Annotated in this window: 10 protein-coding genes; 2 read left to right on the top strand and 8 right to left on the bottom strand. The window is 40.4% G+C overall.

What is annotated here, in order from left to right:
- Positions 1-132: 132 nt before the first annotated feature.
- The 8 genes from mdh to E6C50_RS06765 form a co-directional block, all read right to left on the bottom strand.
- Complete coding sequence (gene mdh, locus E6C50_RS06800; RefSeq protein ID WP_136402450.1) at positions 133-1068, bottom strand: malate dehydrogenase; 936 nt, start codon at positions 1066-1068, stop codon at positions 133-135.
- A 163-nt stretch (positions 1069-1231) separates the two neighbouring features.
- Positions 1232-3172, bottom strand: a complete 1941-nt coding sequence (gene gyrB / locus E6C50_RS06795) for a DNA topoisomerase (ATP-hydrolyzing) subunit B (protein ID WP_136402449.1) — start codon at positions 3170-3172, stop codon at positions 1232-1234.
- A gap of 228 nt (positions 3173-3400) precedes the next feature.
- Positions 3401-5020, bottom strand: coding sequence for an asparagine synthase B (asnB, locus tag E6C50_RS06790; RefSeq protein WP_136402448.1), 1620 nt, complete (start codon positions 5018-5020; stop codon positions 3401-3403).
- Positions 5021-5246: 226 nt separating this feature from the next.
- Positions 5247-5489, bottom strand: a complete 243-nt coding sequence (locus E6C50_RS06785; RefSeq protein WP_136402447.1) for a DUF6576 domain-containing protein — start codon at positions 5487-5489, stop codon at positions 5247-5249.
- Between the two features lie 6 nt (positions 5490-5495).
- Positions 5496-7127, bottom strand: coding sequence for an amidohydrolase (locus E6C50_RS06780; RefSeq protein ID WP_136402446.1), 1632 nt, complete (start codon positions 7125-7127; stop codon positions 5496-5498).
- Between the two features lie 11 nt (positions 7128-7138).
- A complete protein-coding gene (locus tag E6C50_RS06775; RefSeq protein ID WP_136402445.1) occupies positions 7139-7588 on the bottom strand; it encodes a hypothetical protein in 450 nt (149 codons plus the stop codon).
- 91 nt (positions 7589-7679) lie between these two features.
- Positions 7680-9437, bottom strand: a complete 1758-nt coding sequence (locus E6C50_RS06770) for a porin family protein (RefSeq protein WP_136402444.1) — start codon at positions 9435-9437, stop codon at positions 7680-7682.
- Positions 9438-9473: 36 nt separating this feature from the next.
- Positions 9474-12488 (bottom strand): tetratricopeptide repeat protein, encoded by a 3015-nt coding sequence (locus tag E6C50_RS06765; protein ID WP_136402443.1) that lies wholly within the window; start codon positions 12486-12488, stop codon positions 9474-9476.
- Between the two features lie 194 nt (positions 12489-12682).
- Here E6C50_RS06765 and E6C50_RS06760 point away from each other — a divergent pair, with 194 nt between their 5' ends.
- Positions 12683-13366 (top strand): cell division ATP-binding protein FtsE, encoded by a 684-nt coding sequence (locus tag E6C50_RS06760; RefSeq protein WP_136402442.1) that lies wholly within the window; start codon positions 12683-12685, stop codon positions 13364-13366.
- A gap of 330 nt (positions 13367-13696) precedes the next feature.
- The gene (locus E6C50_RS06755) at positions 13697-14581 is read left to right on the top strand and encodes a glycosyltransferase family 2 protein (protein WP_136402441.1); all 885 of its coding nucleotides are present in this window, start codon (positions 13697-13699) and stop codon (positions 14579-14581) included.
- The last annotated feature ends 6 nt before the right edge of the window (positions 14582-14587 follow it).

Raw genomic sequence — 14587 nt, 5'->3', positions numbered from 1 at the left:
AAATATTAATTATTCATTTTTTTCAAAAACGAGCAAATATATAATTTACCAAAAGATTAACCAATTAATTTGCTAATATTATCAAAAAAAAAGACTGCCCTACGCAGCCTTTCTTTATTTCTTCTATAATGACTATGCCAAAACAGATTTAAGATCACCATTCATAGTTCTAACCGCATCAGCACTCTTCGCAAAAAGGGCTTTCTCAGCATCGTTTAAGGCGATAGCTACAATTTCTTCAATTCCGTTTTTACCGATAATACACGGTACACCAATACAAATATCATTCTGACCGTATTCCCCTTCCAGATAAACCGAACATGGAATCATACGTTTTTGGTCGTTTAAAATACTATCTACCAGGTAGGCCACTGACGCCCCTGGTGCATACCAGGCCGATGTTCCCAACAATCCGGTTAATGTAGCTCCTCCAACCATAGTATCGGCCGCTACCTTATCCAGTACGTCCTGCGCTAAAAAGTTTGAAACCGGACTTCCATTATACGATGCCAGACGCGTTAACGGAATCATAGTGGTATCACCATGCCCTCCAATTACCATCCCCTGAACATCGTTAGACGGTTTATCCAATGCTTTTGACAAATAGTATTTAAAACGGGAACTATCCAAAGCACCACCCATACCGATAATTCTGTTTTTCGGTAATCCGGTCGCTTTTAAGGTTAAGTAGGTCATCGTGTCCATAGGATTCGACACCACCACTATAATCGTATCCGGAGAATATTTTAACACGTTTTCCGCTACCGATTTTACAATTCCAGCATTGATCCCGATCAATTCTTCGCGGGTCATTCCCGGTTTTCTAGGAATACCTGAGGTGATCACCACCACATCGCTTCCGGCTGTTTTGGAATAATCGTTCGTACTTCCTGAAACGCGTGTATTAAATCCTGTTGTTGTTGCGCACTGCATGATATCCATCGCCTTACCTTCTGCAAATCCTTCTTTGATATCCAACAATACCACTTCGCTTGCAATTCCTCTATAAGAGATAACATCTGCACAAGTTGCTCCTACATTTCCTGCGCCAACTATTGTTACTTTCATAATATTCGTAAAATAAGTATTAAATTAATTTTTGATTTATTGAGTTACCCAATATACAAATTTTATGCACGCAAAATACACGGTTCAAAAAAATCACATTTTTTTAAACTTCGGTCAAATAAAAAAGGATGCCGTTTCCTGACATCCTTTCTCTATTTGTAATTTATGCATCAATTTTGGCGTATGCTGCATTTTTCTCGATAAACTCTCTACGCGGCGGTACCTCATCTCCCATTAACATAGAGAAAATCCGGTCGGCCTCGGTTAAACTATCAATAGACACCTGACGTAACGTTCGGAATTCCGGATTCATCGTCGTTTCCCATAACTGCTCCGCGTTCATCTCTCCAAGACCTTTATAACGCTGGATACTCGTTCCACCGCCCATTCTTTCAGAAATTCCATCGCGTTGCGCATCGGTCCACGCATATTCCTTTTTATTTCCTTTTTTCACCATATATAATGGTGGTGTTGCAATATATACGTATCCGTTTTCGATCAGTTCTTTCATATATCTAAAGAAGAACGTCAGAATAAGTGTAGAAATGTGACTACCATCGACATCGGCATCACACATGATCACTACTTTATGATACCGTAGCTTTTCAAGATTTAAGGCTTTACTATCTTCCGCCGTTCCGATCGTAACACCCAATGCGGTAAAAATATTCCGAATCTCTTCGTTTTCGAATACTTTATGATGCATGGCTTTTTCTACGTTCAGGATTTTACCCCGTAACGGAAGGATCGCCTGAAACGCACGGTCACGTCCTTGTTTGGCCGTTCCACCCGCGGAATCCCCCTCGACAAGAAATACCTCACATTTTGCCGGATCCTGTTCGGAACAATCGGATAATTTCCCTGGTAATCCACCGCCACCCATAACGGTTTTACGCTGTACCATTTCACGGGCTTTTTTAGCCGCATGACGTGCCTGCGCTGCAAGGATTACTTTCTGAACAATTATCTTAGCATCGTTCGGGTTTTCCTCCAGATAGTTTTCCAACATTTCGGCTACTGCCTGACTTACTGGTGATACTACCTCACGGTTTCCTAATTTTGTTTTGGTTTGCCCTTCGAATTGCGGTTCGGATACTTTTACCGATACAATCGCTGTTAATCCCTCACGGAAGTCATCTCCTGAAATTTCAAATTTCAGTTTTTCCAACAATCCGGAAGCATCCGCATATTTTTTAAGCGTACGGGTCAATCCACTACGGAATCCCTGTAAATGCGTTCCTCCTTCGTGGGTATTGATATTATTTACGTAGGAAAAGATATTTTCGGAATAGCTGCTGTTATAAATTAACGCCACCTCAACCGGCACTTCTCCTTTATCGCTTTCCATACTGATCACGTGTCCGATAATCGGCTCACGGTTTCCATCCAGGAATTTAACAAACTCTTTTAATCCTTCTTTCGAATGGAAGACTTCTCCCACGAAGTTCCCGTCTTTATCCGTTTCTCTGCGATCGGTTAACGTAATTGTAATCCCCTTATTAAGGAATGACAATTCGCGCATACGTGCCGCTAAGGTATCATACGAATATTCCGTTGTTTGTGTAAAGATGGTATGATCCGGTTTAAAGGTTACAATCGTTCCCCTTTTTTCGGTTTCACCAATCTGTTTTACCGGATAAATCGCTTTACCTCTTTCGTATTCCTGTTCGTATACTTTTCCTTCTCTGTGAACCGTTGCACGCAAATGGTCGGATAGTGCATTAACACACGACACCCCTACCCCGTGTAAACCTCCGGATACTTTATAGGAATCTTTATCAAATTTACCTCCCGCACCAATTTTGGTCATTACAACCTCCAATGCGGAAACGCCTTCTTTTTTATGAATATCTACCGGAATACCACGACCGTTATCTTCAACCGTAATGGAATTATCCTCATTAATTGTCACAGATATGGTATCACAATGTCCAGCTAAAGCCTCATCGATCGAGTTATCCACAACCTCATAAACCAAGTGGTGAAGTCCGCGTGTTCCTACATCTCCAATATACATGGAAGGACGCATTCTTACGTGCTCCATCCCCTCAAGCGCCTGAATACTGTCTGCCGAATAATTGTTTTTCTTAACTTCTTCGCTCATAATTTATATTCTAAAAAATGTATTTTTTCGTCTAACAGGCAAATATATGAAAACGCAAAGGATAATACACTAAAAATAACCCGTATTAGCCGTAAGTTATCAACAAAAACATTTAATTAACGCCTAATTTTCTTACTTTTTAACATTTGACATCCGCATAAAAAAACAAAAAAAGCACCGGTAAATTCCCGGTGCTTTCAAACAAACAAACTAATCACATATGAAAGATCATAATGTCGCTTTCAGGGTGGCAATATTCGTATCGGCCTTAACATGGGCCTTATTGGCTCTTCCGCTTGGATCCTGGTTTTCCTGCCATTTCGGAATCCATTTGCGTACGGTTTTGGCCGCACTGGCTTGTGGGAAATGTTTATGAAAAATGGTACGGTAGTAATACGCTTCTTTTGTGGCGGGTGTATTGTGCGGAAACAGGTCGGCTGCTTTTGCCAACTGTTCATCCGTAACCTGCGCGGTTCCATATTCGATTAACGCATCGATCCAGTTGTAACCAACACCGTCCGAAAACTGCTCTTTTTGGCGCCATAAAACGCTATCCGGCAGATAGGGTTTTTCCGGAGTGTCGAAGGCTTTTCGAAGGATGTATTTCTCCACTCCGCCATAGGTGGCCGGTTGTTTTTCTTCCGGTCTGATTTTAATCGCCAGGTTTAAAAAGGCTTTGTCCAAAAACGGAACCCGCGCTTCCAATCCGTGCGCCATAGTCGATTTATCCGCACGTAGCAAATCGGCTGTGGCTAATTTTTGTACGCGTTCGATAGTTTCTTTTTGAAAATCGGCTACAGAAGGCGCATTTCTAAAATACAGATACCCTCCAAAAATCTCATCGGCTCCTTCTCCGGACAATACTACTTTGATTCCTTTTTCGGTGATGGCTTTCGACAGGAAATACATCGGCGTACTGGCCCGAATCGAAGTAACATCGTAGGTTTCCAGGTGCCAGATTAACGTATCCAGAATTTCAATCCCCTCTTCCACCGAAAAGTAAATTTCATGGTGTTCCGTTCCCAGATACTCGGCTACAGCACGAGCCGCAACCACATCGGGTGCATTGCCATCCAATCCGATCGAAAACGAATGCAGTTTCGGACTTCCGGCTTCCGTCATTAACCGGGACGCAATAGCCGATGTTAACGATGAATCCAATCCACCGGATAACAAAACACCAATGGGCACATCGCTCATCAATCGTTTGCGTACCGCTTCGGTAAGGGTTTCCCGGATTGCTTTTAAATCGAGCGGTTCTACGGCTTTTGCGGCATCTTCCCATTGCGGTTGGTAGTATTTTACAAATCCTGTTTTGGGGGAGTAATAGTGTCCCGGGGGAAAGGCGGCAAACGACTTACACTGGTCGGCTATGGCTTTCATTTCGGAGGCAAAATAAACCGCTCCGTGACTGTCGATTCCGTAATACAGTGGTTTTACACCCAACGGATCCCGGCCTGCCATAAAATCATCACCGTCAATCACAACAAAGGCAAAGATCCCGTCGAGCATATCACAAAATTCATAGCCATATTCTTCATATAAATGCACAATCACTTCCGAATCCGATGTCGTACGAAACGTATGTTTTTTTAGTACGGTATCACGTAGTTTTTTATGGTTATATATTTCGCCATTGTGTACCATCCAGGCCGAGTTGGTTCCCTGAATTGGTTGCTTCCCGGTTTGCAAATCGACGATCGACAAACGTTCGTGGCTTAAAAAATGCCCTTTTTCCGTGATATGCAAATCACTTTCATCCGGACCGCGATGCGACATTCTTTTGGACAATTGTTGTACCAATTCCGCATCGACTCCTTTTCCTATAACTGCTACTATCCCGCACATACTATTTTTGCTTTAAATGGTTATTATTACGTCACAAAATTGCCTATATCAGTTTTAATTAAAAAGCAAAAACTTTATTTTGGTTTAAATTTTAAATCAAAATAAGCGATTCAAAAACAAAATATAACCTAAAGCATCCGATTTATAGCGTTTGGGTTAAAATCTATAAGTCAAGCCTTATATCGAGACATTTAAAACAAAAAACCGGACAAATGCCCGGTTTTATTTAGTTTTTGGAATAGTCGTCCAGTAGTTGTTTTTCCCTACTGTTTAGCGATTGTACGCCGTTTTTATTTATTTTTTCCAGTATACAGTCGATTTCCTTTTGTTTTTCAACTTTGGCCGCGTTATACTTCTCATCAAGCGTATAATTTTGCTCTTTGGTATGCGATGCGTTATGATTTGTAATACGTATTACCGCATATATAAGTCCGGCTACAAAAAGCACTATTGCAACTAACATCATCATGGTTTCTTATTTTACCTGTTTTCCTTTTACAAATGTATTTACCGGTACGACATACGGCACACCGTCGATATCCATCGTCATAATATCCGCATCGAAGATCACAAAATCGGCCCATTTACCCACTTCCAAACTTCCTTTTTCGTTTTCTTCAAAATTAGAATATGCCGCCCAGATAGTCATTCCCTTTAGGGTTTCCTCACGGGTTAATGCATTTTCCGACTGGAATCCGTTTTCCGGATAATTTTTAAGATCTTTTCGTGCTACAGCTGCATAAAACGTATACATCGGGTTTACTTCCTCAATCGGAAAGTCGGTTCCCAACGCGATCAACCCCGCTTGTTGTAACATGGTTTTATAGGCATACGAATACTGTAGTCGTTTTTTACCCAATCGGTCTTCGGCCCAATACATATCCGATGTCGCATGCGTAGGTTGCACCGATGGTATGATTCCCAGCTTAAAGTAATCGAAGTCTTGTTCGCGTATAATCTGAGCGTGTTCGATCTTCCATCTGCGGTCGGGTTTACCATCTAATACTTCTTTGTAAATTTTTAAGAGTACAGTATTTGTCGAATCACCTATCGCATGGGAATTCATCTGATAATCCGATTCGGCGATCTGCTTGGCGATTTCCCGAATCGTTGGAATTGGCGACAACAAGGCTCCGAATTGTTTTGGTTTGTCGGAATACGCCTGGTGCAAACAGGCACCACGCGATCCCAAAGCACCGTCGCCCATAAATTTAAACGAACGAACGTTTAATTTATCGGTTTTATAAATTCCCAATTGCGTATAATGATCCACATTTTCGCGGGTCGCCATCACCATCGCGTAGATATTGATATCCAGTTTGTTTTCCTGTTGCAAACTATCGATCAAATCAATAACATCGCGCTCCAAACCGGCTTCGTTGATCGTCGTCAATCCGTAGTGAAACATTTCTTTTTGCGCTTCCTGTAAGGCCGTAATTTGCGTCTCCCGTGTTGGTTTTGGAATAATCGCCGATACCAATTCCATTGGATTATCGACCAAAATACCGGTTAGTTTTCCGTCTTTGACTTCAATCTGTCCGCCTGATGTTTTGGTTTTGGTTGTAATTCCAGCCAGTTCCAGGGCTTTTGTATTCACCAACATCGCATGTCCGTCGATACGGGTTAGCACCACCGGAATAGTTGGAAAGTACTGATCCAATAACTCTTTCGTTGGAAATTCTTTTTCTTTCCAGTCGTTCTGATCCCATCCGCGGCCTATAATAAACGTATGATTTTTGACTTTTTGGAACGCCTGAATCCTTTCGATCACTTCCTGAAAACTCTTGGTTCCTCTAAGATTTACCGCCTGCATATTCATGCCCAGTCCGTAAAAATGGGCATGCGCATCGTAGAATCCGGGATACATATATTTACCCTTGGCGATCATCGTTTTTTTAGCGGAAAACTTTTTTAAGATATCCGCCTTGCTCCCGATTCCAATAATTTTTCCGTCTTTAACCGCTAAGGCTTCCGCAGTCTGAAATGCTTTATTAACCGTATAGATTTTCGCATCCGAAACGATCAGATCGGCTTCCTGTTTTTTCTGGGCGTTGATCCAGGCCGAAATAAGACAACATGCGGCCAGTAGTATATTTTTTACTTTCATTTTTGGTAGGTCTAATCGATAGTTTCGATCGTATATTTTGAACTGTTGATTTCGAAGGTTTCACCTATTCCGCCACCCATTAATTTTAGTCCTAAGGGCGATTGAGGCGAAAGTGCGATTACATTGACACCGTCGATAGCAATTTTAGGCAAAGCGGCACTCATAAACAAATACATCCCATTGGTTTTGATCACGCTACCTACGGCAATTTTTGAGGTAGTTGCTGTGGCATCAATCTTTTCCAATATGGCTTTCATCTGAAGCGCTTCCTGTAACTTGGCGCTTAATTTTTCCTGTTCCAAATGCATCATCGACAGCGCGGTTTCATGCTTATCGCCAGCCGATCCTTTTGCATCGTTTTGCGCATCTTCTGCCAATCCGGAAATCATATCTCTAAAAACATCAATTTTGTCTTGTAATAAAACCAGATGATGTTGTACAATTTTTTGTTTAAATGTCATTTCTATTCTTGTAATGATATACAAAGAAACAAAATAAAAGCCTGCAAAAATAGTTGTTTTGCAGGCTTCCTTCTTTATTTGAACACTTTAATTAAAAGTCGAATTTATAACTGGCTCCAATCAGGAACTGGAATCCCTGTACCGGATAATTCAGCCAGCGTTGGTAGTTCTGACTTGCCAGGTTGTTGGCTTTCAGATAGGCTGTAAGGCGTTCGTTGTGTTTGTAACCCACATGCGCATTCAGATCAAAATAACTGTCTAAAGTTACCGTTTTGAACAATGGCTCCGTTAGCGAAACATCAGTATACATAAACTGATCTTTACGATCGCCTACAAAGAAGATATTTGTTCCGGCATACCATTTTTCGGTGATGTTAAAGTCGAAATCGGCGCCAATTTTTACCGTTGGCATATTCCACGCCTGTTCCAGATCGGTTGTAAAGCTGTTAAACGTACCGTTAATTCCGAAGCTTACATTTTTAGAGAAGTCCATTTTTAATTCTCCAAAAAAGCTGATCGTTTTTAACTTGTCGTAAACCACACCAAACGAGTTTCCGTAAACATAACCTTCGGTATTGGTATTGGCCGTGTCGTATATATTGCTTTTAAAGAACGCTTTATCGTCGTCACTTTTATACGACCCTCTAACGTTGTAGGCTACGTTATTCGCCAGTTTTCCTTTTAATCCGACATAGATATCGTATTGTTCACTGGTTGGTGCGATCACGAGATTAGGCGCTACAAACTGGTTTTCGCCAACAAAATCGGCATAGGTATTTTGTTTTAATCCACCTTCGGCACCGGCATAAGCAATCATCACATCGCCCACCACTTTATAGGATGCTTTTACATTTGGATATACGTAGAATTTCCCTTCACTTTCGTTATTCAGTTTCCCCATGTTGTAAAAAAGTCCCGCTCCAAGCTGAACCGAAAGATCCCCTTCTTTTAATAAAACACTCGGTTGCACTCCAAAATTCAGGTAACTGTATTTCATTTCGCTATCCGGTAGATTGTAGTAATCTTTTTTAAAATTCCCACCTACATAATCCACTACAAAATCGGTTTTAAATTTATTGTCTTTGAATTCGAAATCGATTGAAGGCTTGATAAAGAAACGGTTTTCTGCGCTTCCTTTCGCATCCCAAAAACGTTTGAATTGCAATGTGGCTTCGTTAAAATAACTGTCTTTCATTCCCAATCGCCCACCTAATTTTAAGGTCTGATAGGTTTGCTGTGGATTGATTGCCGCCAACATATTCGGATCGTCGAATGTCAGATAATCGGTTGGCAATCCGTACCAATTGTACAACTGATGTTGGTAGCCTAAATCGACATTCCAGTCGAAATCACGTTGTTTACTTCCATAGGTCAGATCAACCGAAGTAGTGTAGTATTTATCGTCCAGCAACACGTCTTTGATACCGCCCTGCGATGACATATGACGGAACATTCCGGCCACATATTCGTTATTGCTCAGGTTTTTAGTCACAAACAATTCACCGTTTACCGCGGCGTAATTACCAAATCCTAAAGTGGCATAATTGTTATACAATTTTTCCTTTTGTGCTTTGTCTACTCCGGCCGCTTTTCCTTTGGACGGCGTAAACGTCGACGCTACCGGAAAGGAAAAAATATTGTATTGTATTTCTTTTTTCTGCGTATTGTCTTCGTCGTCTATCGTTGGGGTTTCTTTTACTTTAAAAGCATCGGAAATGGTTGGCGTATACGGTTTTACTACGTTTACTACTTCTGTTCCCAGATTTTCGTCTTTCTTTTGTGCAAAAAGCGTCTGACTTCCTGCTAAAAGTAGTACGAATGCGATTTTATATTGAATGGTCTTTGTCATATGCTGTATTTATTAGTACGAAAAAGTACGCTCCTTTTAATTGGTTATTGAGGAATTGCGTTTGGCTTCTTCCGATTTAATAAAGTCTAATTCTTTTTTGGCTTCGTCTACCACATCCTGATACGTGCTAAAGTTTTTGATTACGCTTTCCAGAATATAGGTCGCCTGGAAACTGTCCTTTAAGCCGTAAAAGTTTTTCGCCATGATCACCAGACCTTTGGCTCCAAAATATTTGTATCCGGAATAATCTTTAGCCAATTTCTGAACGGCGGTATTGGATGCTTCAAATTTACCATCCTTGTTTTTAAAGTACGCATCGTAGTATAATGCTTCTGCCGCCAGCTCTCCTTTGGCTATGGTGAGTAGTTTTGCGTAGGCCGTTTTGGCTTTTGCTTCATCGTTCGATTTAATAGCCGAACGCGCTACGATAATCTGTGCATCACTCTTGATACGGTCTTCAATTTTAGTATTTGCCAATACCTTATCGGCATAAATCACCGCATTCGGATAATCCTTCTGTTCGTAATACGATTTCATCAGATTGGATTGCGCGAAGGTTACGTTTTGCGGGAAATCGGCTTCTGTTTCCAGTCGTTTTAAAACCGGAATTGCTTTGGCATAATCGTTTTTCTTCAGATGAATTTCCGATAAACGCGCCAATGACTGTTCGGTAAATTCATTTCGGGATTTTCCTATCACAAATTCATAATTCGGAATGGCATTGTTTCCAAGACCTTCGGCAAAATAGGCCTGCGCCAGATAGAAATTGGCTTTTAAAGCCGAGATTCCATTCGGGAAGTTTGCCAAGTAGCCTGTAAATGCAGAAATCGCCGGTTTTAAATTGTTTTGCAGGTATTGTTTTTCCGCTGCTTCGTAGGTTGTTTTATCCAGATCGGCATCCGTAACTTCTACAAAATCAAGGGTTCTTACCCAACTTGCATATTCGTCTACTTTTCCGAGATCGACATAAATCAGACGTGCCGTCGAAACCGCTTCCATCGCCTCCTGACTTCTCGGATAATCGGCTACTACTTTTTTCAGTTTGGTTAACGCCTGCTGGTCTTTTTCGGCATTATAATAAATCAAACCTTGTCTTAAAATGGCTTTTGCCGCATACGAACTGTCTTTATAATCCGTAATCAGGCGGTCGTAGGCCTGTAACGCTTTTTCGGTATTGTTTAACGTCACATAGGTATTCCCCATTTCATATAACGCATCATCCGCATATTTTGATTTCGGATAGGCTTTTAGGAATCCGTTTAACTCCTCTACTTTTTTATCGTTTCGGGATACAAATCCATAGGAAATCGCTTTTTGGAAATAGGCATAATCTGCGTCGACACTTTTTAGCTCGATCGCTTTATTATAAGCTTCCATCGCCGGCCAGTATTTGGTTGTCACAAAATAACTGTCGGCCATTCGTAGGTAGGCATCGTTAAGACGTACTTTGTCGTCTTTTGCCATATTGATATACTCCTGAAAATATTTTGCCGCCTGTTCGTATTCTTTTTGTTTAAAATAGGTATACGCCAGATCATAATTGGCATTTTTATACTCAGGCGTGTTTTTCGCTTCCGCGCTACCCAAAAATTGTTTAAAGCTGATCAATGCATCACCAAACTGTCCTAAAACATATTCCGTTTCGGCTTTCCAGAACGTAGCACGGGTGGTGAATTTCGCATCGCGTTGTTCGGCAATCGATTTTTTAAATAAAGCCAGTGCTTCGTTATAATTCCCGTCGGTATACAACTCCAGTCCGCGGTAAAACGTCACTTTCTGATACGCCAGTTTGTTTTCCGGCGTTTTGCTTTTTTCCAGCAATACCAAGGCTTCTTTGTAATTTTTTGACGTGATGTACGAGTTGATCAACAAGGATTCGATCTCGGCTTTATAAGATGTATTCGGGTATTTGTTCAGGTAACCCATTAAAACTTCCGGTACACTTTGGTATGGATTTCCGATTTCGTAGCTCAATTTGGCATAATTCAAATAGGCATCTTCCTGGATTTTGGCGTCAAAATCCATTTCAGAGGCGTTTTTAAATGCGTTTAGCGCCTGTTGCTTTTTATCCGTTTTCAGGTAACTTTCCGCCAAATGATAATAGGCATTCTGCGCTACCGCATCCTGTCCGTTGATAATTTTATTAAACTGAGCGATCGCATTTTCATAATCGCCGGCTTTATAATAGGCATACCCCAACTGGTAAAAATCGGTGTTGTTCCATTTGCCTTTTTTGCCTTTGTATTCCAACAAATACGGTAAGGCTTTGTCGTATTGTTTCAGGTTAAAATAGCTCTCTCCGATAATTTTGGACAATTCGGATTTTTCGTTGGCGTCGGATTTGGACAATTGCGGAATTCCCACGTCGATTGCTTTTTGAAAATTCCCCAGTTTAAAGTTCATATCCGCCTGGAAGTAGGACATTTTTTCTTTGTATTTGTCCTTATCGGCTACCTGATCAAAAAACTGTGTAGCGTCTTTGTAGTTATCGGTTTCATAGGCCATATAACCCAGGTAATATTTGGCTTGTGAACCATATTCTTTGGAATTAACGACTTTATTAAAATATTTTTCAGCTTCTTTTTTATTTTTTGCGGTAAAGTAACAATAGCCTTTTTGGAAATTATAGCGTTCCTTATCGCTTAAGGTCATGGCATTTTCATCGACTTTATCGAACCATTTCAGCGCCTGAACGTAGTTTCCCTGTTCAAAGTAATAATGTGCCACTTCGATATAGGCCTGATTTTGCTTCGTACTGGTCGGGTAATTTTCGACAAAATTTTCCATCATCTGATCGGCGCCCGATTGTTCCAGGCGAATCGCGCAATTGGCACTGTAATAAGTACAATCCGCTTTTACTTCCGAACTGTTGTTGGCGCTTTTTACCTTATCAAAAAGGATTTGAGCCGCCTGGTACTGTTTGTCTTTGTAAAGCGACAACGCTTTTTGGTAGTCCACTAAATCGTGCGTATAGATGTTCGATTGTTGTGCCGCGAGGTTCATCGCACCCAGCGTTAAGGAAATAAATAATAGCCTATCTAATTTTCGCATTGTTACTTTTTTTAAAACCCAAATATATCAAAATATACTGGTATTAACGTTTGTCCGGTTTTGTTTATTGCAGGAGTTCCCTCAAAAACCAAACCAAATAATTTCTTACGGAAATAAATTGTTGTAAATTTCGTTTTAAATTTTGCAGGACTCTCTTAACTTCTTATTTTTACCAAAATAAAACATACAGACTTATGTCACAAACTATTCTCTCCCTTACCGATGTAACCATTTATCAGGAAAATAATGCTGTTTTAACCCATGTGAACCTTGAGGTTAAAAATGGTGATTTTATTTATATCATTGGAAAAACCGGTTCCGGAAAAAGTAGTTTTATGAAGACTTTGTATGCCGATTTACCGCTAACGGAAGGCGAAGGTACCATTGTGGATTATGATTTAAAAACATTGAAAGAAAAGGACATCCCTTATCTGAGACGTAAACTGGGAATTGTTTTCCAGGATTTTAAATTACTTCCGGACCGCAATGTTCACGACAACCTGGAGTTTGTTTTAAAAGCAACCGGATGGGCCGAAAAAGAAGAAATGCAGGTACAGATTGAGGAAGTACTGGACAAAGTGGGTATGCGTAATTTTATGACTAAAATGCCGCACCAACTTTCTGGTGGTGAACAACAACGAATCGCGATTGCCCGGGCTTTACTAAACGATCCGGAGTTAATTTTAGCCGATGAACCCACCGGAAATCTGGATCCGCAAACGAGTGTGGAAGTTATGGAGGTTTTGAAAAAAATCAACCAAAACGGAAAAACCATTTTAATGGCCACGCACGATTATGCGCTGTTAATGAAATATCCATCCAAAACCCTGAAATGCGAAGATAAAACCTTATTTGAGGTGGTACAACGAACGGTATAAACACAAATCAGTACCCAATATATACGATCAATACCCCTTTATCAAGAGGGTATTTTTTTTGTATAAAATCGTAAAAAATCAGACTATACGAGTCATCCCAGGTTCATTTTGCCCAGCTCCTATCAACGTATATTCTGACTTTAGGTTACCCTTTAACCATATAAGCGGTTTTAATCTTCTATTTTCAACATCATTACATTACTTTTATTCCGGCAACTATAACTCACAAACTGTTTCCCAAAAGGAAAGGTTGGGTGAATTCTTAAAACATTACCAAAAAAAACGTTACTTTGTAATATTCAATATTATTTGAAAGATCACTAACCCGATATGTTTTCCATACTGATACCTACATACAACGATGATGTAAGCAACTTAACCCGCTCCCTTATAAAGCAGGGAAATGCATTACAATTGTCATTTGAAATCATCTGTTGGGACGATTGTTCCTCTGACAGCGTAGCTTCACAGAACAACAAAGCTTTATGTGCCGAATTTGATAACTATTCCTATTATAGAAGTGCAACCAATTTGGGCGATACTCAAACCCGGACATCATTGGCTTTAAAGGCGAAATACGACTGGCTTTTATTTGTTGACTCGGATGTATTACCCGGCTCGGAAACCTTTTTAAAAAAATACGTTGCATTCATCGGTTCGCAAAATCCGATTATTTTTGGCGGATGTCAATATTCTGATCATCACGAAAATCAGGCGACTATGTTACGATGGACTTTCGGCCATTCGCGCGAGTCGCAAACAGCCGAATCCCGAAATCAGAAACCGTATCATTATATCTTTTCCAGTAATTTTCTAACAGACAAAAACACTTTTCTAAGTATCAAATTCCCGAAAAAAAACATTTACGGTATGGATAGTTTTTTTTCGTATCAGTTGTACCAGAAAGCCATTCCGGTACTGCATATCGACAATCCGATACTGCATCTTGGTCTGGACAAAAACGAAATTTTTTTCCAAAAATCACTCGAAGCCGTAAAACTCCGAAAAAACATGTTTTCGGAATTACCCGGCATCGAAAATATTAATTCGCTACTAAAAAACTACAACCGGCTAAGACGTTTGCATCTCGATAGCGTTGTTGGCCTGTTTTTTAATTTGTCGGAACCCGTTTTGCGAAAAATGATTCTGGGAAAAAACAGAAATTTGTTTTGCCTGGATTTGTATCGATTGGGATATATTTGTGTGATCAAATAGTGTCGT

The organism is Flavobacterium supellecticarium (genome assembly GCF_004801375.1).
Classification (GTDB): domain Bacteria; phylum Bacteroidota; class Bacteroidia; order Flavobacteriales; family Flavobacteriaceae; genus Flavobacterium; species Flavobacterium supellecticarium.
Note: the sequence above shows the minus strand (reverse complement) of the source record. Positions and strands in the feature narration are given on the sequence as shown.

Bases quoted from the DNA above. Each gene is read 5' to 3' on its own strand.
- E6C50_RS06780 (WP_136402446.1), bottom strand. From the start codon at position 7,127: ATGAAAGTAAAAAATATACTACTGGCCGCATGTTGTCTTATTTCGGCC.
- E6C50_RS06755 (WP_136402441.1), top strand. From the start codon at position 13,697: ATGTTTTCCATACTGATACCTACATACAACGATGATGTAAGCAACTTA.
- E6C50_RS06765 (WP_136402443.1), bottom strand. From the start codon at position 12,488: ATGCGAAAATTAGATAGGCTATTATTTATTTCCTTAACGCTGGGTGCG.
- E6C50_RS06785 (WP_136402447.1), bottom strand. From the start codon at position 5,489: ATGATGATGTTAGTTGCAATAGTGCTTTTTGTAGCCGGACTTATATAT.
- E6C50_RS06770 (WP_136402444.1), bottom strand. From the start codon at position 9,437: ATGACAAAGACCATTCAATATAAAATCGCATTCGTACTACTTTTAGCA.
- E6C50_RS06760 (WP_136402442.1), top strand. From the start codon at position 12,683: ATGTCACAAACTATTCTCTCCCTTACCGATGTAACCATTTATCAGGAA.
- E6C50_RS06775 (WP_136402445.1), bottom strand. From the start codon at position 7,588: ATGACATTTAAACAAAAAATTGTACAACATCATCTGGTTTTATTACAA.
- asnB (WP_136402448.1), bottom strand. From the start codon at position 5,020: ATGTGCGGGATAGTAGCAGTTATAGGAAAAGGAGTCGATGCGGAATTG.
- gyrB (WP_136402449.1), bottom strand. From the start codon at position 3,172: ATGAGCGAAGAAGTTAAGAAAAACAATTATTCGGCAGACAGTATTCAG.
- mdh (WP_136402450.1), bottom strand. From the start codon at position 1,068: ATGAAAGTAACAATAGTTGGCGCAGGAAATGTAGGAGCAACTTGTGCA.